The organism is Marinobacter sp., assembly GCF_048266785.1.
Taxonomy (GTDB): domain Bacteria; phylum Pseudomonadota; class Gammaproteobacteria; order Pseudomonadales; family Oleiphilaceae; genus Marinobacter.
Genome location: NZ_JBLWYX010000008.1, coordinates 129,257 through 149,792 on the forward strand (window position 1 = coordinate 129,257; position 20,536 = coordinate 149,792).

The window sequence follows — 20,536 nt, forward strand, 5'->3', positions numbered from 1 at the left end:
GGGGCCAGCTCCGGTTGATCTGTGTAGATATTTGAATAGAGCTGGGTAGTTTACCGGAGGATAAGCGTGGGTGCAGTAAGCCCTGGCTTCAGCCTTGGGCGGCAACAGGCAGGGATTCAAAGCCTGGCAGCCATTCCTTGCTGTCGAGAGTAACGAAGTGGCTTGGTGCCTGGGTCTCGATTATGCGCATGCTGGTCGGGCTCTTCCGTGCGCTTGCAAGCATGGCCGGGCGATCAAGAATACGGTCTACTCCGGCAATCAGGAAGGTGCCATGGCGCACGTGTCGGTAAACATCCGTATCGGTGCGCTCCATCCACTCGAGGATGTTCTCTATATTGCGAACAATGGTCAGGTGGTCGCGGGTTGCGTAAAACAGCTTGCCTAGAAGCTGTTTCTTGCGAGGGTTCATTTTTCCGAAAAAGGTTTGCCCATAGGCAGATGAGGGTGCGCTGTTAATCAAGCGGATCACCCAAGGCCACATGCCATGGCTGACAGGCTCCAGGATGGCGGACACCAGCGGGTGAATCTTGCCCTGCGGCAGCGCGGGCGCTTCAAGCACTACTTCTACGTCTTCGTAGAGTTCTGGCCGTTGTTTAATCGCCTCGAGAATCACGGCGCCACCCCGTGAATGGCCGTGAACTCGCAGATTTCGAGTGCTGGGCAGGTTTGTCATCGCCTGGTTCAGAATGCAGGCATCGTATTCAATGGTGCCTTCCAGGTGCTTGATCGGCACTTCCCATTCCGGCGTTTCCGGTGTTACGCCGTTTACCGGTATATGGTAGTTGCTGCAAGTGAGAAGGATCAATTCTGTGGTCGGTGCGTCGTAGGTCTGGGTAAAGTAGCAATGGTTTTCCAGAAAGCCATGTACGCCTATAACGGTGTACTGTGCCTCGCCGCTGTGATTGCGAACAGAAACAGCGCCTTCACCAACACGATAGACCCGTCCCGAGAACATCTCTGAATAGGCATTGTCGATCGGTTTGATCAGCTTGCGTATATGGCTTGCTTTCATGTTGCCTCCACTCCCGGCACGGCGATAGCGTGTAATAACTATTACACCAAGGCTTATAACCAGTATAGAAGTGAAGGGATATCAGCGTGTAAAGTTTTGTAACCTCTGGATGCCGGTGCCTTTGTGGAGCCGTTAGTGGATGTCTGGCACAATGCCTGGCACTGTGTTTTTAACTCCACCACTTCCGGGGACGTTCGGGTTTGAGCCAAGAGCAAACGCACCTTATGCTTCCTGCCGATTCAGCCTGGCTGGCTCTGGAGAACTCCCGGAACCCTATGACCATTACCGTCATGATGCGGGTGGATGGTCTCACCGCGCCCCGGCTCAGGGAGTTTTTGCGGGTCTACTGGATGGCCTGGGAGCGCTTCAGGTATATGCCGGTCAAGCGGCCGCCCGCGTGGTGGTGGGAGCCGGATCCGGTTTTTGACCTCAGGCATCATCTGGACGTGGTGCTCGACCGTTTCACGGAATCTGCCCTTCAGGAGTGGGTTTCTGCTCGTCTGAATCAGCCCCTGCCTTTTTATCGACCTCTGTGGAAATTCTGGCTGGCTCCGAATGCCGACGGCGGCTCGGTATTGCTATTGCGGGTGCATCATTGCTATGCCGACGGAATATCTCTTACAAACATTTTTGACCGCCTGTGCCCGGCGTCACCGCAGCAGTATCCTGCTGTTTACGGGGCCCGGCAAACCGGAGACCTGGCGCCCTGGATATCGGCGGCCAAAAGCCGGATTGAGCAGTTGATTGGCAGTAGTTTCACTCCGGAAACGGACACTGACAAGCACTCCGAGGAGTCGGAAGGCCAGTGGGAACACGCCGGCGAGTTGCTGAACCAAATGGCCTGCAACGGCTTAAAGCTGGTGAATGAGTTCAGTGACTTTCTGGCAGAGTCGGAGGATACGCCCTCTGATCTCAAGCGCCCATTGCTGGGCCGGCGCGATTGCCGGTGGTCTGCGCCGGTTTCTCTCGACCGGTTCCGGTCGATCGCCAAAGCAACGAATGTAACCATTAACGATGTTCTGCTCAGCTGCGTGGCGGCAGCGGTTCGCCCGCGCCTCGGGATTTCCGGGGCGACTCTGGAAGACGCAGTTATGCATGCTGCCGTTCCTGTTGATATCCGCAGCCGCTTGCCGGAGGACTTGCAGCCGGAGCCGGATTCTCTCGGCAATTACTTCGGTACAGTGTTTGTGCCCTTGCCTGTGGATGGTGAGACTGCTCTGGAGCGGCTCTATCGCATCAAGCAGGAAACCCGTCGGCTGAAAAAGAGCTGGCAGCCCGGAATTGCCTGGGGCCTGGCGGCTTGTTCATCCCTCATTCCTGAACCCCTACGCCAGCCGCTTTCGGATGTTTTTTACCGCAAAGCCAGTGCCGTGGTATCGAACGTGCCCGGTACTCCCGAGGCGCGCTATATCGCCGGCTGCCGGATTGCGGAGCAGATGTTCTGGGTGCCCCAGGCCGGTGATATCGGGTTAGGGGTCAGTATTGTCAGCTATGCCGGGCAGGTTCAGTTCGGTGTGGTGGCAGATGAAGCCGTATTGGATGACCCCGAGGCGTTCCTGGAAGATTGCCTGCAGGAGCTGTCAGAACTTCCGGGTGGTTCACCTATTGTTGTTTGAGGTCTACAGTGAATGGGTAAACGCGAATGATCGCGTTGTCATTTACAAACCCAACAAGAGGTGACGACAATGATTTACGCACAACCAGGAAAAGACGGTTCCGTCGTTTCTTTCAAATCCCGTTACGGGAACTACATCGGTGGCGAATGGGTTGCTCCGGTTAAAGGCGAGTATTTCGAAAACATAACGCCGGTAACCGGCGCTGTTATTTGCGAGATTCCACGCTCCTCCGCCGAGGATATTGATCTCGCTCTCGATGCTGCGCACAAGGCGGCACCAGCCTGGGGCAGAACGTCTCCGGCAGAGCGCTCCAATATCATGCTCAAAATTGCCGATCGCATTGAGGCCAACCTTGAAAAGCTGGCGGTCGCAGAAACCTGGGATAACGGCAAAGCGGTTCGTGAAACCCTGAACGCTGATATTCCTTTGGCGGCTGACCACTTCCGTTATTTTGCCGGCTGCATCCGGGCCCAGGAAGGGCACATGGGGGAGATTGACCACAATACCGTGGCTTACCACTTCCATGAACCCCTTGGCGTAGTCGGGCAGATCATCCCCTGGAACTTCCCGATACTGATGGCTGCGTGGAAGCTTGGCCCCTGCCTGGCGGCTGGCAACTGTTCGGTGCTCAAGCCAGCAGAGCAGACGCCTGCCAGTATTCTGGTGTTGATGGAGGTCATCGGTGATCTGCTGCCGCCAGGCGTTATCAACATTGTTAACGGCTACGGCATTGAAGCGGGTGAGGCTCTGGCGACCAGCAAGCGCATTGCCAAGATTGCCTTCACAGGCTCTACCCCTGTGGGCTCGCACATTCTCAAGTGCGCGGCAGAAAACATCATTCCGTCAACGGTTGAGCTGGGTGGCAAGTCTCCCAACCTCTATTTCTCTGACGTTATGAGAGCCGAGCCGGAGTTTGTGAGCAAGTGTGTCGAAGGTCTGGTTCTGGCGTTCTTCAACCAGGGCGAAGTGTGCACTTGCCCGTCCCGCGCGCTGGTGCAGGAAGACATGTTCGAAGAATTCATGCAGAAGGTGGTTGAGCGCACCAAGGCCATCAAACGTGGCAACCCGCTGGACACCGACGTGCAGGTGGGTGCCCAGGCCAGTAAAGAGCAGTTCGACAAGATCATGTCTTATCTGGAGATCGGCAAGCAGGAAGGCGCTGTTGTCCTCACCGGTGGCGGCATAGAGGAAATGGATGCCGAATTCAAAGACGGCTTCTACGTTCAGCCTACCCTGTTCAAGGGTGATAACAAGATGCGGGTGTTCCAGGAAGAGATCTTTGGCCCGGTTGTAGGCGTGACCACGTTCAAAACCGAAGAGGAAGCCGTGGCGATTGCCAACGATACCGAGTTCGGGTTGGGCGCTGGTGTCTGGACGCGCGACACCAATCGTGCCTACCGTGTAGGGCGTAACATTCAGGCCGGTCGGGTGTGGATGAACTGCTATCACGCATACCCGGCGCACGCAGCCTTTGGCGGCTACAAAAAATCCGGTGTTGGCCGTGAAACCCATAAGATGGCGCTGGAGCATTATCAGCAGACCAAGTGCATGCTGACCAGCTATGACATCAACCCGTTAGGTTTTTTCTGACCTGACAGCGACAGGCGGCCTGACTGGAGGCTCGCCTGCCGCACCTTTTGATGTGCAGTAAGCCATCCTGACTCAGGAACCGTACAGGAGGAGCCATGAGCGAAAACAAAGCCAGGGGCGTAGATATCCAAACCAGAGTAGAAACCGACAGTCTGGGCGATGTCCACGTACCTGTTGACGCACTTTGGGGTGCCCAGACCCAGCGCGCGATCGATAACTTCCCGGTCAGTGGCCAGCCCATGCCGCCTGCCTTCATCTCGGCGGTAGCCCGTGTCAAGCAGGCAGCGGCAGAGGCCAATGCCAGCCTGGGGCTCCTGGACAACAGCCGTTGCGACGCCATAACGGACGCTTGCCAGGCGCTTATTCGTGGAGAATTTGCCGATCAGTTTCCGGTCGATCGCTATCAGACCGGCTCGGGCACCAGCACCAATATGAATGTGAACGAGGTGATTTCGGCCATTGCCGCCAGCAAAGGTGTGGAGGTGCACCCTAACGATCACGTGAATATGAGCCAAAGTTCCAACGATGTCATTCCTACGGCCATTCACGTGAGTTCAGTCATTGGTGTAACAGAGAGGCTTATTCCCGCGCTCACGCACTTGCGTGGGGTTATTTACGAACGTGAGGCGCTCTTCTCCACGCAGGTAAAAACCGGCCGCACCCATCTCATGGATGCCATGCCAATTACCCTTGGCCAGGAATTGCGCACATGGCGAGAGCAGATTCTTGCGGTTGAACGGCGCCTTGAAGCGGCGGTCGCTGAACTGCTAGCGGTGCCCCAGGGCGGGACTGCCGTAGGCACGGGCGTGAATGCGCTGCCGGAATTTTCCGGCCAGTTTGTGAAGCTCCTGAAAGCCAACACCGGTTACTCGTTCCGTTCCATGGAGCACAAATTTGTAGGGCTGAGTTCGGTGGATGGCCCGGTTGCGCTCTCAGCGCAATTGCGGGGGCTGGGTATTGTGCTCACCAAAATTGCCAATGATCTGCGCTGGATGAACAGCGGCCCGATTCATGGGCTTGCGGAGATCAGCCTGCCGGCCTTGCAGCCGGGCAGTAGTATCATGCCGGGCAAAGTGAATCCGGTTGTTCCCGAATCAGTAGCCATGGTAGGCGCGCAGGTAATGGGCCTGGACAGCGCCAATGCCATTGCCGGGCAGTCTGGTAACTTTCAGCTTAACGTGATGCTGCCGCTGATCGGCGGCAACCTGCTGGATATGATCGGCCTGCTCGGAAACGCAACCAGCATGCTGGCAGACAAGGCGATCAGGGGCTTTACTGTAAACACAGAAACGCTGGATGCCAGCGTAGGCCGAAACCCGGTGCTGGTGACAGCGTTGAATCCGGAAATTGGTTACAGCCTGGCCTCGGACATTGCCAAGGAAGCCTATAAAACTGGCCGGCCGGTAATCGATGTGGCAGAAGAGAGAAGTGGTCTCAGCCGGGAGCGGCTGGAGGAGCTGATGGACCCGCTCAAGCTGACCCAAGGAGGGGGCACCTGAAATAAACGGATCAGGAGTAGCGGCGCTTGCTGATATCCCTGAAGTTATTTGTGATGTTGGTTTTGGCCAATGGCGCGCCAGTGGTTGCCGCAAAGGTTTTCCGGCACCGCTGGTCAGCACCGGTGGATGCCGGGCGGAAATGGTTTGATGGTCGCCCGCTGCTGGGCAAAAGCAAAACCTGGCGGGGGGTCGTTTCCGGTGCCCTGAGTTGTGCACTGTTTGCCTTGGCTGCCGGGCAGGGATTTCTGTTCGGGTTGTTGTTCGGTGTGCTGGCACTCACCGGTGACCTGCTCAGCAGTTTTATCAAGCGCCGGCTGGGGCTCGCCCCCAGCGAGCGCATGTCGTGGTTGGATCAGGTACCTGAGGCCACTTTGCCGGTGTTACTGGCCATGAGCTGGGGGCTGGTTGGAGCTTGGGAAGCGTTGTTGATTGTTGTGCTCTTCACGCTATCCAATATGTGGATATCGCCCTTGCTTTATCGCCTGGGAATCCGGCGTCAGCCTCACTGAGACGGGCCTCGTGTGAGGGTATGAACAGTCACCTCCGGCGGGCAATTCAGCCGCACGTTAACCACAGAAGTACCTGCCCCCGGCGACGTGTATCCCTGCATGCCGTTTGCTCGCCAATAGCCGCGGCCTAGATGGCGCGGGCAGTCGGTATCCAGTGTGAGTGGAATGCGTCCGGGCAAGCAGATCTGGCCGCCATGGGTGTGCCCGCAGAGGAACATATCGTAGCCGGCGTGGGAGGCTTCCCGCCATATTTCAGGCGAATGGCTGAGTAGAAGGCTGGTACCACCAGGGGGAATGTCATCGCCAGCGCGGTGCAGGTTGTGAACCTTGTAGAAGTGCGGATCATCAACCCCTGCGAGATACAGGTGTTCACCGCTTCGCTCTATCGGAACCATCTCATTCATTAGCAGAACGTAGCCCATGTCTTCCAGAGCTGGCACCATGCGGACACTGTCGTGGTTGCCAAGCACCGCGTAGGCCGGGCTCCGGATTGCATCTCGCAGCCGCGCCATGCCCTCAAGGGCGGCTTCAGTGGGGCCCCAGGTCTCTTTGCGGTAATCGCCGGTGAGTACGCACAGGTCGTAATCCAGCGGAGAAATCTGCCGTATAACTGCCTGAAGATTTGCTTCATCCATATCCACGTGGAGGTCTGTCAGGTGGAGAATGCGAAAATCCTCAAAGGAGCGAGGAAGGCCCGGAAGAAGAAAGCGATTGTGAACCGTGTCCAAACGCCGGCTGTTAGCCTGTCCACGACCTAGGAGCCCCGAGATTCTCAGGCAGAAGCGGATAAAGCCGGGCGCAGACGTCAGGTTTTCAAGATGAAATGAGGAGCGATCCCGGCCAAACACTCTGGCTTCAGTCTCACGCTCAATGCCCAGCCGCTGGCGAGCATGAACCGGCCCAAGCCTCAGGCTCAGGCGGTACTCCAGAAGTTCATCCTGGTGTTCCGGTTTTCTGGCCGGTGAGGTCATCGGTTATCCTCTGATCTTGCATCGGGTCATTGCATTGTTTTGCAATACACTCGTTCTCATTATGGTAGGCAACAGAAGGGATGCAACCCGGTTGCTGCATTGTTCATGTCGGTGGCCGGGAACTTTTTCCATTTCAGTTTTCTAACAAGCAGGCAGAGTGCGCTCTGACTACCATCACAGTTCCAGTTGGAAAAATGGTGGGTTAGCAGCCACAATCTGTAACCTGTAGACATTCACATCCGTAACAGAGGTCTTTATGCCATCATCTTGCAGTATTCCCGGCCTGAACGTAGCCCGTAGCCGCTTCCCGGAGCCCGAGCAGGATCTGCCAGCCGGAGAAGGTGAGCAAAGAGTCGTTCTTGCGGGTGGTTGTTTCTGGTGTGTAGAGGCTGTGATTCTGGCAATGGATGGCGTAAACCGAGTGGAGTCTGGCTACGCTGGCGGGTTGCAGGAAACGGCTAACTACGGAGCCGTGTGCACCGGCACTACCGGTCATGCGGAGGTGGTGGATGTGCACTATGACCCCGCCCGGGTCAGTTTTGGTGAGCTACTCCGGGTGTTTTTCTCGGTTGCTCATGATCCGACTCAGTTGAACCGGCAAGGCAATGACCGGGGCACGCAATATCGCTCGGCCGTTTTTTACGAAACCCCTGAGCAAAAAAGGGTTGTGGAGGCTTATATTCGCCAGCTCAATGAGGCGGGAGTCTATCCCGAGCCAGTAGTAACTGCTTTAGAGCCGCTGGAAGCGTTTTATCCGGCTGAGGCGAATCATCAGAATTTCGCCGCCCGGAATCCTTACCAGCCATATATCATGGCAGTGGCGGCTCCTAAAATGGAAAAACTTGTCGATGGCTTCAGTGACCGGCTCAAGCCGGAATACACGGCTGCCAATTCCAGTGTCGATTCCAATTCCGGGGAAAACCTGGCCTGAGGAGATGAATAATGAGCAGTTCTGCTGCAGGTTATGACCTGACGCCACTGACCGAGGCGCAGATAGAAGAAAAAGCAGCCAGCCTGACACCTGAAGAACGCCAGGTGCTGTTGAATCACGGAACAGAGCATCCGTTTTGTGGGACCTTGCTGGACAACAAACTTGATGGTGCCTACCACTGCCGTCTTTGTGATCTTCCTCTGTTCAGCTCAAACGCGAAATTTGATTCCGGTACCGGCTGGCCAAGTTTTTTCCAGCCCTTCGACAAGGAACACATTCGCTATATTGAGGATACAAGCCTTGGGATGCCCCGCACAGAGGTGCGTTGCTCTCGCTGTGACAGCCATCTGGGGCATGTATTTCCAGACGGCCCACCCCCGACCGGGCAGCGCTATTGCCTGAATTCCATTGCGATGGTGTTTCAGGAAAACAGTTAGTGCAGACCGTTGTTGCTGTCAGCTCGTGCTGGCAGCAACAACGGTAGAAAGCAGATAACCGGTATAGGCCACATAGACCAATAGCAGAATTGAGCCGTCAAACCGGCTGATGACCTTACGCCAGCCAGTCATTCCCAAGCCCATAACCAGCAGACCAACCGTCAGGGCCAGCATCAGCGTCCAGTCCCGGTACAGCACTTCCGGAGCCACCGAAAGTGGCTGGATAACGGCAGCCAACCCGACAACGGCGAGAGTATTGAAGATACCCGAGCCGAGAATGTTGCCCAGTATCAGGTCGTGTTCGTTCTTCCGCACGGCGGCGAGAGCTGAAGCCAGTTCTGGCAGCGACGTGCCAATTGCCACGATGGTCAGGCCGATTACCAGGTCACTGACACCCAGGCTTTGCGCAATGGTGACTGCGCCCCAAACCAGCAGGCGGGAGCTGACGACAAGCAGAATAAGGCCAATAATCAGCCACATGATGGCTGTTTTCATCGCCATCAGTTCGCCGGCCATCTGCGCATTGGTTTCTATGGCCATCGCATCGCCTTTGCCTCGCATGCCCTGGAAAATCGACCAGCCCATTACCACGGCAAACACGGCCAGCAGTACCCAGCCATCAAGCCGAGATAGCTCGCCATCCAGTAGTTGCGCGCCTGCGATCAGGGTGAGTACTACAAGCAAGGGGAGCTCTTTCCGGAGGACCTGAGAATGGACCGCGATAGGTGCGATCACCGCAGTCAGGCCGACAATCAGTGCAATGTTGGTGATGTTGGAGCCGTAACCGTTACCCAAAGCAAGCCCGGGGTTGCCATCGGAGGCCGCCATCGCGGACACGGCCAGTTCCGGTGCCGAGGTACCGAATCCGATAATCACCATGCCGATGAGAAGCGCGGGCATGCCCAGATGTTTGGCGGTTGCAGCAGCGCCTTCCACGAACTTGTCTGCACTCCAGACCAGCAATACCAGGCCGGCGATGATTGCGCCAATAGCCATTCCCATAGATAAGCCTCAGTCAGGTACCTTTTGCCGTTCAATTCTGGCGTCAAACCCGTATATCCAAGGGTGTAAGTGCCAGGACGGTGTGCAAGATACCGCATATAAGCGGTTCAGGTCAGCCCCTTTCGGATGAAGTGATGCGACCCGGGGTGGCAAGAGCATGAGACTAAAGTTGCGGTGATATTGCGGGTCAAAGGGGAGAAAATGCGTGAAAAGCTTGTCGCATTATGTGTCCGGATGATTACCTATAAGCCGGCGCAAGCCATTGTTCGTAAACAGACAACGCAGTCTCAAGGTCGCGCACCGACCCGCAACGATTCGCAATCGCAATTTATTATTTTCTTGAAATCCGGATAATTGCGCGCACACATACATTAGCGGACGCACAGGGCATCGCCATTTACCTCGCGACTGGCCCGCATCCGACAACCGCCTCCGCTGATCGTGGAGGGGTAAAAGGCTCAAAACTAGCTAGGGTGAAAAACCAATGGCCGTTAAACAGGCAGACGTAGTGCTGGTCGGTGGTGGTGTCATGAGCGCCACTCTCGGTGTAATGCTAAGGCAACTCGACCCGTCCATGAAAATTGTCATGTTGGAGCGTCTTGATCACGTTGCCCATGAAAGCACGGATGGATGGAACAACGCAGGAACCGGACACGCAGGATACTGCGAACTGAATTACACGCCCGAGACTGAAGACGGTGATGTGGCTATCGAGCGCGCGCTTCAGATCAACGCTCAATACGAGGTTTCTCTGCAGTTCTGGTCGCACCTGGTAGAGCAGGGTCTGTTGCCCGAGCCTTCAAAATTCATTAATCGTACACCGCACCAGAGTTTTGTCTGGGGTGAAAAAGATGTGGCTTTCCTCAAGCGTCGTCATGAGCGTCTGAGTGCCCATCACCTGTTCCGCGACATGGAATACACGGAATCTCCGCAGGAACTGGAGGACTGGATGCCTCTGGTTGTGCAGGGCCGGGACCCGATGCAACGAGTTGCTGCCACCCGCATCCGTCACGGCTCAGATGTGGATTTTGGTTCGCTGACCCGGAATTTGGTCGAGTACCTGCAAAGCCAGCCCAACTTTGAGCTGATGCTGGGGTGCCCGGTGCATTACATAGATCAGCGCGATAATGGTCGCTGGAAAATTCGGGTGAAAAACCAGCACACAGGTGAGCAGACCAAGCTGGAAGCCGGATTTGTGTTCCTCGGAGCGGGTGGCGGGGCACTGCCGTTACTGCAGAAATCCGGTATTGAAGAAGCCCGCGGTTATGGGGGCTTCCCCGTTAGCGGTCAGTGGCTGGTGTGCCGCAAGCCCGATGTGGTAAAGCAGCATCACGCCAAGGTATACGGCAAGGCGCCCATTGGTGCGCCCCCCATGTCGGTCCCGCATCTGGATACCCGCATTATCAATGGTGAACCGGCTCTGCTGTTTGGCCCCTTTGCCGGCTTTACCACCCGTTTTCTCAAGCAGGGCTCCATCTTTGACCTGTTCGGCTCGGTTCGCACAACCAACCTCAAGCCGATGCTGTCGGTGAGCAAGAGCAATATGGATCTCACTCGCTACCTGATCGGAGAAGTATTCCAGTCCCACAGTGATCGCGTCGAAGCGCTACGTAACTTTTTTCCGGAAGCGGAGGAAGGCAACTGGGAACTGCGCAATGCCGGCCAGCGAGTCCAGATTATCAAACAGGCTGAAGGCGGCGGCGGAAAGCTGGAATTCGGTACCGAAATTGTGGCTTCAAAAGACGGCACTCTGGCAGCTTTGCTGGGGGCTTCTCCAGGTGCCTCTACAGCCGCTAATGCGATGATCAGCGTAATCGAGCGTTGCTTCCCGGAGAACATCAAAACGGATGAGTGGCAGGCGCGCATGAAGCGGATGGTGCCGTCCTACGGTCAGTCTCTGGTGGACGATGAGGCGCTGCTGAGGAAGGTGCGGGAAAGAACGCTCGCCACCCTGGAATTGAGCTGAAATTGGGCTGATATTTGCGATTTTCACTCATCGGCGTAGGGTAAAAGGACATATTGAAACAAGGAGAAAGCCGATGAGCGAGCAAAAATATAACCCGGAGAAAGGGTATATCGCACTTCTTGGCTGGAGCCTGAATGCCGTAGAAGCTGCTGATAAATTCGACCGCCGCTACGTAGTTGTTGCCCCGGATTGGGCAGAGGCCTACTGCAAAGAACACGATATTCCCTACGTGCCCTGGAATTTTGAGCGTCTCAACGACCGCTCCGTCGAAATTGCCCAGACCCTCAAGGATATGGGAGTGGATGTTTCCATTCCCCTGTTTGAAGAAACCGTTGAGTGGGCGGGCGCGATCAACTCGGTACTGATGGACAAGCCGCGATTATTCGGACAAGCCATGCTGTTGCGTGACAAAGCTCTGATGAAGCGCCGTGCCCAACTCGGTGGCATTCGTGTCGGTATATTTGAAGAAGCCCACGACAAAGGCGATGTCATCCGCTTTCTCAAGCGAGTTAACCAGACCCTGCTCAAGCTTGATGGCGACCCCAACGACCCGATTCACCTGAAAGCCTTCGATAAGGCGGGTTGTCTTGGCCACCGGGTAATCCGTACTCCGGATGAAGTGGATTCCATCCCGGACGAAGAATTCCCTGTGCTCATGGAATCGCACCTCGATGGTTGGGAGTTTGCGGTAGAGGCGTGGATCCATAACGGCAAGATTGCCTTCCTGAACATCTCCGAGTACGTCACCTTGGGCTATTCTGTTTTCGTGCCCGCCACGCCGGATCTCGAAAAGTACCGTGACCAGATCCGCGGTGAAATTGAAAAACTGATCAAAACCTTCGATATTGATTTCGGTTTTGTTCATCCGGAATACTTCGTGACCAGCGACAGCACCATGTACTTTGGTGAAGTGGCTTACCGTCCACCCGGGTTCAAGGTTTTTGAATTGCTTGAAAAGGCCTATGGTTTTAACGCTTACCAGGGGCTGATTCTGGCTTTCGATCCCAAAACCACGCAGGAAGAAATCAAAGCCTTCTTCCCGAAAGAAGTGGAGGATGCGAAAGGCTACGCCGGTTGCTTTGGCGTGTACCCACGTCGCAGGGTTGTCAGCAAGCTCGAGATTCCAGAGGAAACCGAGAATCACGAGTATTTTGAATCCCATGAACTGACGCCGCCGGTTGAAGAAACCGTCACCAAGCGTACTGCGTTCGGCACCCACTGGGGCCTGGTGTATTTCTTCGGTGAGGATCCGTACGTTATGCGTGATCTGCTGAAACATCAGGAAGATCTGGATTTCTATGTATAATCGGGCGATGCATTAACAACTATAGGGCCTGGCTCAGGCCCTGAGGAACATCGTTTGAACGATCAACTATCGGGCAATACGGCTCCCGTTGTGAATCTGGAAAAGCTGGCGCTAAAGCTGGACGACTCGATTCGGGTTCTGGAAGAAAGCCGGTCGTTTGCCAAGCTTGGCAAGTTGCCGCCGGTATTCGATCTTGTCCGCAGGATACTGCTGCAGCCGGAAGGCTGCGCAATCGTTGAAGCGCGAGCAGAACGCCTGGAAAACGCCGGGGTTTTTGCTGGCACAGACTGGGCGGAGCCGGCGATTCTGCTCCCCTCATTAACGACCTACGCGCTGCAAAGCAAGAATACAGACACGGTGGTTATTGAAGCGCTCAGTGAGCTTCGCCTGTTGGCGGTTGCTCGCGGCACGTATTCGCACCCCTCGGTCTCTGCCGAGCAGGCTCACCATTATCTGACTCAGGTTCTCGCAATCAATCTCGGCCTGTTGTTTGGCATGACCGGCGAAGCTGAGCGCGAACAGGGCAAGCTGGCACTTATCAGCCAGCAGGTCGTGCAGCACGTAGCTCGGCACATTGGTTACGAACATGTTATCGATAGCCTGATTGAAGAAATCTGGCGGATTCTGCAGCAGCGGCCGATTCAGGTAGCTGGTGTGCGCAAGATGATCACACAGATTGCTATTTGCCGGGCGGAGCCAGATGCCGATCTCGGCAGTGCCGGGCGCGGGGCAGATCGGCTCATCTCCAGCCTTTATGGCCCGACGCGAGGATGCAGTGAGGATCCGGGCACCGTGGTCTATCAGCAGCGTCTGGAATCCATGGATTCCCAGACATTGCAGAATGAAGCCACCGGGTTTGCACGCTCCATGCACGACACCGGCCTGGTGTCTCCCTACCATGCATCCTTTGTACGCTACATCCTGGAAGGCCAGGACAATCTTCTCAGTGAAGCGCTGGGGCTCTCCAGCACAGGTCGCGACTGCCTGATGTGTTATCGGGAGCTTGTTTATACCCTGATCACCGAGGGTATTTTCCCCGAAACTGCACAGGGCCTATACGGCCTGGCGCTCTTGCTGGAACGGGGCATTCTCTATCAGCCGCCGGTAGCGCCTGCGCTCTGGCGTCAGGCCCGGCTGAACCTGTGCCCGCAGGCCCGTGAGCGCCTGCAGCTTGCCTACGGCTATCAGCCGCAAGCCGGCGCCTGGTTGATTCAGGGCGTGCTGAATATTCTGGGGCAGCCGCTGGGCGTTGGTCAGGGAAACAACCCGACCTGCCAATCCGCCCGGGCGCTTTCCATGTGGGCCTACAACGATCCGGACTATCTGTTGCAGATGGTTGCCTGGGCAGCTCGTGACAACGAAATTGTCATGCACTTTGAAGGTCAGCCAGTTTCCTCAGCGCGCAGCCTTGGTGGCGTGGCTTCGGAAGTCACCTTTGATCTGGATCCGGTATCTCTGGTTGTAGTGCCACATCTTGATCGAATATACGGCGAGATGGGCCGTATGTGCATCGGGCGCGAAGGCGATCCACATCGATGGGTGAATCCGGAATTCCACGGCTGGTCTGCAGGGCGAGGTTTTGCCATAAACGTGGATGTGGCCACCGGTAATCTGGATGACCTGGAAGGGTTTATCCGGCATTTCTACGCCAGCTATCACCCTTACTACAACGGTAATCAGCCGCTCATACATCCTCAACCTGCCGGTATTGCGGTAACGGACAGGGCCGCGCGTTTTATTGGCTGGCACGCCATAACAATTCTTCGGGTGGCGTTGGACCCGGAAGGCGAGATGCGGGTGTATTTTTACAATCCGAACAACGACAGCGGCCAGAGCTGGGGCGATGATGTACACGTCGGCACGGAGGGCTGCGGCGAGAGATTCGGTGAAGCGTCTCTGCCTTTTGAGCAGTTCACCTCCCGACTTTACATCTTTCACTACGATCCACTAGAGCGTGGTGAGCCTGCGGATGTGGGGGAAGAGGAACTGCAACGAGTGATGGAGCGAGTCTATCGAAGCTGGGGCGAAAACCGTGTGCTCGCGCAAGAGCTGCAAGCAGAGCCGCCGCAGGCCGAGTAGGCCGGCGCGCGAGCCCTCCGGTTACTCGGCCTCGCTCGCGCCCCTTAGCATCGCTTGCAAAAGCTCGTCAGCATCAAACTTCGTAAGCGCCTCATTGGCGCCCACCTGATTGGCATAACTCAGGCTCATCTCGCTGTTCAGTGAGGTGTGCAAAATGATGTAAGGCTGCTTCAGCGCGCCGTTGTCCCGCACATCGAACGTTAGTTCGTAGCCATCGAGCCCGGGCATCTCAATATCGCTCACCAGAATATCAACCGGCTGCCCGAGTTCGTTGTCTTTCAGAAGAATTTGCAGGGCTTCGTCACCGCTGGTGGTGACCTGATAGGGGATCTCCTTTGCATCCAGCACGTCACACAGTTGTTTCCGGGCGATGCGGGAGTCATCCACCAACAGAATATTAAGGGCTCTGAGAGTTTCGCCCTGTACGTCGGTAAGCGCTACTTCGCCGGTTTCCAGTGAATCGGGGTATACGTTCGCCAGCAACAGCTCGACATCCAGCAGCTGAATGATGTCGCCCTCCACATCCAGCAGACCGGTTATAAACGCTTTATCGCCCAGTGCTGCCGGTGGTGATTTTACCTTCTTCCAGTCCGTTTCAATGATCTTTTGCACGCCGCGCACGAGAAATCCGGTTTCCTGACGCTGCACGTCGGTAATGATAATCGACGAAGCCTTGAGCTCCTCCGGTGTTAAAGCCGGATAGCCAACCGCAACTGCCATATCAATCACCGGTACAGCGGAGCCGCGGAAGCTGGTTGTTCCAACGACAGCACGGTGGCTGTGCGGAAGTTTTGTCAGCGGTTTGTAGGGCAGTATTTCGCGGATTTTCAGCGTTCCAATCCCGAACAGCCGGGAGCCTGACAGCCTGAACAGCAGGAGTTTCTGGGATTGCTTGGCTTTGTTGGACATAACCCGATCCTTTCAGATAAAAGATCCCCCGAAAACCGACGAGCTTCAGGGGGAATTCAAAGGTGATAAGGGTTAAAGATAGCAAGCTTATGTGCTGTTATCATCAGATAAAGCCGAAATGTTAATACGGGTGGCTGCCCGTGGGTGAGGGAACAACCGCATAGGCGAGGATTTCCACCAGCATTTCTTCCCGTGCAAATCCTGACACAATCATCGCCGCCCGGTTGGGGAAGGGCTCTGATACGAAATCTGCGTATACACGATTAACGGTGGCCAGATGTTCCCGGTCCGTCACGTAGATAACCACCTGAGTGAGGTCGGATACTCGGCTTCCGGCGCTTTCCAGGGTGTGTTTCAGGTTGGCCAGCGTCTGAATGATCTGTGGCTCGATGCCACCCTCCACAACCTTGCCTTCGGTATCAATGGGGATCTGTGCCGTAAACAGAATGCCATTACCCACGGTCGCCCAAGCCAGGGGCGATTTGGAGGCAGGCAAGTTTGTATTAACCGGATACGGGTTCATGTGTATGTCCTCAGTCGTTGTCATTTGTGCCGGCGCCAGCACCCCGGCGTGAATCGTCAGACGCTTCCACCAGCATCCTTGTTGCCAGTGTTTTCAGTCGTTCCCACAGTGCGGTGTCTACTTCGATTCCTTCAACCAATGAGCGCTCATGCCAGCTCGCCATGGCGTCACGATCCTGGCGTAAAAGGTCGTTCAGTGGCGCGTCCGCTTTCAGATCCGGCAACAGGTTTACGTGGTTCACCATGACCAGAGTTATGCCATCATTGGGCTCGGTGTCGTCCGGGGTTGATGGCAGGCTGTACATGCAAATCTCCGGCTCGGCGTCACCGGATTTAAAACTCACCAGAATTTCTGTAAGTGGTTCATGGGCGTTACGCCAGAACGCTGTTACGCTCATGTTGCGACGGGCAATGCGCGACAGGTACCCCACAATCAGCATGCGGTTGTGGCAATGGCGAATCTTGGTTACCGAAAGCCCCCGGGCTCGGCATTTCGCGTAGCCCAGCTCAATGGCCAGGCTGGCATGGCCCAGTATCGTTTTATTGTGGGCATCCATGACGCATAAATCTGCGTCCTGGTAGATCAGCTCAGGAGACTGTGATTTATCTTCGTTAAGCAGGAAGTCCAGGCCCTTTTTTAGCGCTGTAATGCCGCCGAGTCCATGCGCCTCCATCCAGGCGACTACGTCTGCCGCATCATTGGCATCGCCATCGTCAAACCCGATGCCACTGAACGCTTTTCGGGATAGCCCCTGCAATTCGTTGAATGAAACTTTCACTGTGCGCCACCTCGCATAGCCTGATCGTTTTCGCCGGTATCAATGATGGGTTCCAACGGGAATCCCCAGTCATCCAGTTGTTCCGGCGACAGTTCGGGGTTGCTCAACTCGCAAGGCAATGGTGCTCCCTGGAACAGCGTAATGCGCACCCAGCGGTCGGATTTCGGATCAAACCGGCTGGCGCCAAAGAACGACAGTTTGGTTCTCAACAGGTGCATCGGTTTCATGTCCCGGTGCCAGAGGTTGGCGCGAATTTCGCCGTAGGGTGTGTCACCCAAAGTCTGAATGCGGCGCACGCACTCCTTCTGCTCCGGGTGCGCCATGAGGAATTCCACCACCATAGCGTTTGGGCTTTGCTCAATAAAGCGTTCAAGCTTGGCGTGGCAGCGGCTGATCCGGGGGCCGACCGCCAGAGCGGTTTCTTTTTCGGCTCCGGATTCGGCTCCGCGAATGCCCAGCCTGGGCTCTTCTTTTTCAGCGGAGCGATACCAGAACCAGTAATTGTCGTCCGGGCAGTCTTCACGGTAAGTCAGGGCCCAGCTGAACTTCCGGTCGATCAGATCTTTCAGTTGCCGGGCTTTCATATCCGGCTGTAGATCCATGGACTCCTGGCAGCCAAGTTCGTCATCAAGGCGGTCTACCAATTCCGGGTAAAGCTCTATCAGCATGGTATTGATGAGTTCCTGAGCCTCCAGGGAGCAGTGCTGCCGGGCCCAGCTGATGAGTTCTTCGTAAAGCGTATGGTGCGCCAGAGTCCGATCCAGCCAGTTTATGACTTCTGCCACAGAGATGATTGTTTCCTGATTGCGGAGCGTCTGTTCCTGGTCTTCAGTTCGGGTTTGCTGCAGGTGTTTGAGGGCGCGGGCCAACAGTGCGCGCAACTTCGTATGAGTTTGCTCATTGGCAGGTTCTTGCCGGGCGCTGGCGAGTGCGCGTTCTCTGCCGTAAACCCACTGCTGAATCAGTTGTGGATGATTAATGAGAAAGGGCGCCATACCAAGCCCTGTCGAGTTGCCAACACCCAGGTAGCGTTGCAGTTCGGGGTGCAAGGGTATGGCCTGTTCTGGTGACTGTACCTTTGCAAGGTGGTTGAGCTGTTCAATCGAGAATTGACGCAGCACATAGACGGCGAGCATCTGAGCCGCAAACGGGCGGTTGAAGTCCGTATTGCGTTCAAGCCGGGCAAAGTCGGCGATGCCGAATTTACCGTTGCCATACACTGCGGTGGTTCTGTAAAGGTAGCCCACGGCGGTCAGCCAAGCGGGATCGGGCTGTTGGCCAGCCGCCAGTGCCCCGACAAACTGGCTGAAGTTGCGCAGGCTTTTATTGGCCCGGGAGATTACGAAAACTCTCGGGTGCTGTCGCCCGGCTTCCTGCAAAGGCACGTTGGCGGCCATCTGCTCCAGCAACGAATTTTCTACTTCACCCTCTACCAGAGCAAAGGTGACATCCCAGGCTTCTGCAATCACCCGGTCGGAGCGTTGGTCCGGTGCCAGGTCCCGCGAAAAAATCACACAGTGGTAGCAGTTGCCCGGTGTTGTGATGCGATAGACCGCAAGGCCGTGGCCCCTGGAATCCAGATCAAACACCGTGTTCGTAATCTTCCATCGTTCTGTGATCATTTTTCGCATCAGCGATCTTACAAAGCTGAGCCTGCTGGCAAACATACTGCCAAGTCGTTCCAGCTTCATAACCTCGCTCGCGGGGCGCAGGTTATTCGGTGCGGATGCAGAGGTTGCTGAAATCATGATGTCACCCTTGCCTGTTCACATTGTTGTTGTCAGGCTAATATTTTCAGGTTGCTAGGATATGATCTTCTGCTCCCGCGCCATGGCGTAAGCCGCTTTGGGGCCAAGCCACAGCGAGGGCAAAAGAACCAGTGAAACCGGAATCGCCGTTATCACAATGAACTGCTGAAGTACGCTTATCTGGCCCGCCCCCATATACAGGAGGATGGCCGCCATGCCCGCCATGGCCAAGCCCCAGAACGCACGTACAAAGGTATTCGGTTCATCGTGGCCTGAGCTTACAACCGCAATGGAATAGCTCATGGAATCGCCGGTGGTGGCTACAAAAATGGTGGTCAGTACGAGAATGGCCAGGGCCATGAACGCGCCGCCCGGAAGCGCCTGCGCAACCGTGAGGGTGGCCACATCAAAACGGAAGTTGTTCAGGGCTTCAGTGAGGTCGATCACGCCAGTCATCTGGTAGTAGATGCCTGAGCCGCCCAACAGGGTGAACCAGATAGTGGTCGCTACAGGTGCCATAATCGCCACTGCCAGGATCATGTCCCGGATGCTTCTGCCACGGGAGATGCGGGCAACGAAGATCGCCATCAGCGGTGCATAACCGATAAACCAGGCAAAGAAGAACACCGTCCACCATTTCATCCACCAACCGGGGGCGGTTTCAGCGGTCATGGTCGCCATTTCCATGAATGAGGAAACGTACTGCCCCATGCTCTGAAAGTAGGTGTTGGTGAGGAACAGAGTAGGGCCGAAGATGAAAATGATGGCGGCAACTGCCAGCGCCAGGAACACGTTCAACCGGCTCAGGAACTGGATGCCACGGTGAATGCCGGTAACGGCAGAGGTTACGTAAATAATGGCGAGAACCACCAGAATGGACATTTGCGTCCCGAGACCGTCGGTCAGGCCGAACAGCTCACTGAGCCCGAAGCTCATCTGGGTAGCCAGAAAACCGATAGGGCCAACCGTGCCGGCAACCACGGCGATAACGCAGCAGGCATCGACAACACTGCCGAGCCAGCCGCTCATTACGCGCTCACCAAACACCGGGTAAAGCAGGGTTCGTGGTTGCAGCGGTTTGCCCTGCACGTAGTGGGTGTGGGCCAGCACTATGGCTGCCAGTGTGCCCAGAACGGCCCATGCCAGGAAGCCCCAGTGCATGAACGATTGCGCCAGAGCATGGGAAACTGCGGCTGCAGTGCCGGGCTCTGAAGTGAAGGCCGGTGGTGTCACAACAAAATGATAAATCGGCTCGCCGGCGGCAAAGAACACGCCGCCTCCCGCAAGCAGAGTACACATTATTATCGAGAGCCAGCGAAACGTGCTCATTTCCGGCTTGTCCAGATTGCCTATTTTGGCTTTTGCCGCAGGCGTGCAGGCCAGCCCGATAGCAATAAAAAAGGTTGCCAATAGCAGCATCTGAAAGTATGTGCCAAACACTTTGGCGGTCCAGGCAAAGCCGTTGCCAATAAGATCGGCCACGGCTTTGAGATCGAACAACGAGAAACCAACGAACAGAACAATGAAACCCACGCTGAGCGCCAGCACCACCGGATCGCCAAGCTGGGCGATGGAATAGTCACCACCCAGCTTGAGGTTGTTATTCTTCATAACGCTTACCTTTAAGTTTGGGCCCCGTTGTTTTTCACTGTCGCCACGC

At 55.9% G+C, this 20,536-nt stretch carries 17 protein-coding genes; 9 read left to right on the forward strand and 8 right to left on the reverse strand.

Translation table 11 applies throughout. The features are described 5' to 3' along the window. Positions 1-88: 88 nt before the first annotated feature. On the reverse strand, positions 89-1,012 hold the full coding sequence (locus ACN0V1_RS12970; RefSeq protein ID WP_417545391.1) for an alpha/beta hydrolase: 924 nt from the start codon (positions 1,010-1,012) through the stop codon (positions 89-91). A gap of 224 nt (positions 1,013-1,236) precedes the next feature. Between ACN0V1_RS12970 and ACN0V1_RS12975 the strand changes: the two genes are divergently transcribed. From ACN0V1_RS12975 to ACN0V1_RS12990, 4 genes are all read left to right on the forward strand, one after another. Continuing rightward, positions 1,237-2,628, forward strand: a complete 1,392-nt coding sequence (locus ACN0V1_RS12975) for a WS/DGAT domain-containing protein (RefSeq protein ID WP_417545392.1) — start codon at positions 1,237-1,239, stop codon at positions 2,626-2,628. Between the two features lie 69 nt (positions 2,629-2,697). Then, complete coding sequence (locus ACN0V1_RS12980; protein ID WP_417545393.1) at positions 2,698-4,218, forward strand: aldehyde dehydrogenase family protein; 1,521 nt, start codon at positions 2,698-2,700, stop codon at positions 4,216-4,218. Positions 4,219-4,313: 95 nt separating this feature from the next. Further along, positions 4,314-5,717 (forward strand): class II fumarate hydratase, encoded by a 1,404-nt coding sequence (locus ACN0V1_RS12985; RefSeq protein WP_417545394.1) that lies wholly within the window; start codon positions 4,314-4,316, stop codon positions 5,715-5,717. A 26-nt stretch (positions 5,718-5,743) separates the two neighbouring features. Next, positions 5,744-6,226 (forward strand): CDP-archaeol synthase, encoded by a 483-nt coding sequence (locus tag ACN0V1_RS12990; protein WP_417545395.1) that lies wholly within the window; start codon positions 5,744-5,746, stop codon positions 6,224-6,226. Here the strand turns inward: ACN0V1_RS12990 and ACN0V1_RS12995 are convergent. Beyond that, positions 6,220-7,197 (reverse strand): metallophosphoesterase, encoded by a 978-nt coding sequence (locus ACN0V1_RS12995; protein WP_417545396.1) that lies wholly within the window; start codon positions 7,195-7,197, stop codon positions 6,220-6,222. The two genes, ACN0V1_RS12990 and ACN0V1_RS12995, sit on opposite strands and share 7 nt — an antisense overlap. A 256-nt stretch (positions 7,198-7,453) precedes the next feature. Between ACN0V1_RS12995 and msrA the strand changes: the two genes are divergently transcribed. Further along, on the forward strand, positions 7,454-8,128 hold the full coding sequence (gene msrA / locus ACN0V1_RS13000) for a peptide-methionine (S)-S-oxide reductase MsrA (protein ID WP_417545397.1): 675 nt from the start codon (positions 7,454-7,456) through the stop codon (positions 8,126-8,128). Positions 8,129-8,139: 11 nt separating this feature from the next. Beyond that, complete coding sequence (msrB, locus tag ACN0V1_RS13005; RefSeq protein ID WP_417545398.1) at positions 8,140-8,565, forward strand: peptide-methionine (R)-S-oxide reductase MsrB; 426 nt, start codon at positions 8,140-8,142, stop codon at positions 8,563-8,565. A gap of 18 nt (positions 8,566-8,583) precedes the next feature. Here the strand turns inward: msrB and ACN0V1_RS13010 are convergent, their stop codons facing one another. Next, the gene (locus ACN0V1_RS13010) at positions 8,584-9,567 is read right to left on the reverse strand and encodes a calcium/sodium antiporter (protein ID WP_417545399.1); all 984 of its coding nucleotides are present in this window, start codon (positions 9,565-9,567) and stop codon (positions 8,584-8,586) included. Between the two features lie 484 nt (positions 9,568-10,051). On the opposite strand from ACN0V1_RS13010, the gene mqo reads away from it, so the two are divergent. The 3 genes from mqo to ACN0V1_RS13025 all read left to right on the forward strand — a co-directional run bounded on the left by mqo (position 10,052) and on the right by ACN0V1_RS13025 (position 14,918). Beyond that, a complete protein-coding gene (gene mqo, locus ACN0V1_RS13015; RefSeq protein WP_417545400.1) occupies positions 10,052-11,533 on the forward strand; it encodes a malate dehydrogenase (quinone) in 1,482 nt (493 codons plus the stop codon). A 73-nt stretch (positions 11,534-11,606) separates the two neighbouring features. Further along, positions 11,607-12,839 (forward strand): ATP-grasp domain-containing protein, encoded by a 1,233-nt coding sequence (locus tag ACN0V1_RS13020; RefSeq protein ID WP_417545401.1) that lies wholly within the window; start codon positions 11,607-11,609, stop codon positions 12,837-12,839. 54 nt (positions 12,840-12,893) lie between these two features. Continuing rightward, the gene (locus ACN0V1_RS13025) at positions 12,894-14,918 is read left to right on the forward strand and encodes a hypothetical protein (protein WP_417545402.1); all 2,025 of its coding nucleotides are present in this window, start codon (positions 12,894-12,896) and stop codon (positions 14,916-14,918) included. 21 nt (positions 14,919-14,939) lie between these two features. Here the strand turns inward: ACN0V1_RS13025 and ACN0V1_RS13030 are convergent, their stop codons facing one another. From ACN0V1_RS13030 to ACN0V1_RS13050, 5 genes are all read right to left on the reverse strand, one after another. Continuing rightward, positions 14,940-15,827 (reverse strand): chemotaxis protein, encoded by an 888-nt coding sequence (locus tag ACN0V1_RS13030; protein ID WP_417545403.1) that lies wholly within the window; start codon positions 15,825-15,827, stop codon positions 14,940-14,942. A 121-nt stretch (positions 15,828-15,948) separates the two neighbouring features. Further along, the gene (locus ACN0V1_RS13035; protein WP_417545436.1) at positions 15,949-16,350 is read right to left on the reverse strand and encodes a RidA family protein; all 402 of its coding nucleotides are present in this window, start codon (positions 16,348-16,350) and stop codon (positions 15,949-15,951) included. Between the two features lie 10 nt (positions 16,351-16,360). Then, positions 16,361-17,128 (reverse strand): DUF3726 domain-containing protein, encoded by a 768-nt coding sequence (locus ACN0V1_RS13040; protein WP_417545404.1) that lies wholly within the window; start codon positions 17,126-17,128, stop codon positions 16,361-16,363. Continuing rightward, on the reverse strand, positions 17,125-18,876 hold the full coding sequence (locus ACN0V1_RS13045) for a hypothetical protein (protein WP_417545405.1): 1,752 nt from the start codon (positions 18,874-18,876) through the stop codon (positions 17,125-17,127). Before ACN0V1_RS13045 ends, ACN0V1_RS13040 begins: the two co-directional genes overlap by 4 nt. A gap of 54 nt (positions 18,877-18,930) precedes the next feature. After that, on the reverse strand, positions 18,931-20,487 hold the full coding sequence (locus ACN0V1_RS13050) for a BCCT family transporter (RefSeq protein ID WP_417545406.1): 1,557 nt from the start codon (positions 20,485-20,487) through the stop codon (positions 18,931-18,933). Positions 20,488-20,536: the final 49 nt, after the last annotated feature.

Bases quoted from the DNA above. Each gene is read 5' to 3' on its own strand.
- ACN0V1_RS12970 (WP_417545391.1), bottom strand. From the start codon at position 1,012: ATGAAAGCAAGCCATATACGCAAGCTGATCAAACCGATCGACAATGCC.
- ACN0V1_RS12975 (WP_417545392.1), top strand. From the start codon at position 1,237: ATGCTTCCTGCCGATTCAGCCTGGCTGGCTCTGGAGAACTCCCGGAAC.
- ACN0V1_RS12980 (WP_417545393.1), top strand. From the start codon at position 2,698: ATGATTTACGCACAACCAGGAAAAGACGGTTCCGTCGTTTCTTTCAAA.
- ACN0V1_RS12985 (WP_417545394.1), top strand. From the start codon at position 4,314: ATGAGCGAAAACAAAGCCAGGGGCGTAGATATCCAAACCAGAGTAGAA.
- ACN0V1_RS12995 (WP_417545396.1), bottom strand. From the start codon at position 7,197: ATGACCTCACCGGCCAGAAAACCGGAACACCAGGATGAACTTCTGGAG.
- msrA (WP_417545397.1), top strand. From the start codon at position 7,454: ATGCCATCATCTTGCAGTATTCCCGGCCTGAACGTAGCCCGTAGCCGC.
- msrB (WP_417545398.1), top strand. From the start codon at position 8,140: ATGAGCAGTTCTGCTGCAGGTTATGACCTGACGCCACTGACCGAGGCG.
- ACN0V1_RS13010 (WP_417545399.1), bottom strand. From the start codon at position 9,567: ATGGGAATGGCTATTGGCGCAATCATCGCCGGCCTGGTATTGCTGGTC.
- mqo (WP_417545400.1), top strand. From the start codon at position 10,052: ATGGCCGTTAAACAGGCAGACGTAGTGCTGGTCGGTGGTGGTGTCATG.
- ACN0V1_RS13020 (WP_417545401.1), top strand. From the start codon at position 11,607: ATGAGCGAGCAAAAATATAACCCGGAGAAAGGGTATATCGCACTTCTT.
- ACN0V1_RS13030 (WP_417545403.1), bottom strand. From the start codon at position 15,827: ATGTCCAACAAAGCCAAGCAATCCCAGAAACTCCTGCTGTTCAGGCTG.
- ACN0V1_RS13035 (WP_417545436.1), bottom strand. From the start codon at position 16,350: ATGAACCCGTATCCGGTTAATACAAACTTGCCTGCCTCCAAATCGCCC.
- ACN0V1_RS13045 (WP_417545405.1), bottom strand. From the start codon at position 18,876: ATGATTTCAGCAACCTCTGCATCCGCACCGAATAACCTGCGCCCCGCG.
- ACN0V1_RS13050 (WP_417545406.1), bottom strand. From the start codon at position 20,487: ATGAAGAATAACAACCTCAAGCTGGGTGGTGACTATTCCATCGCCCAG.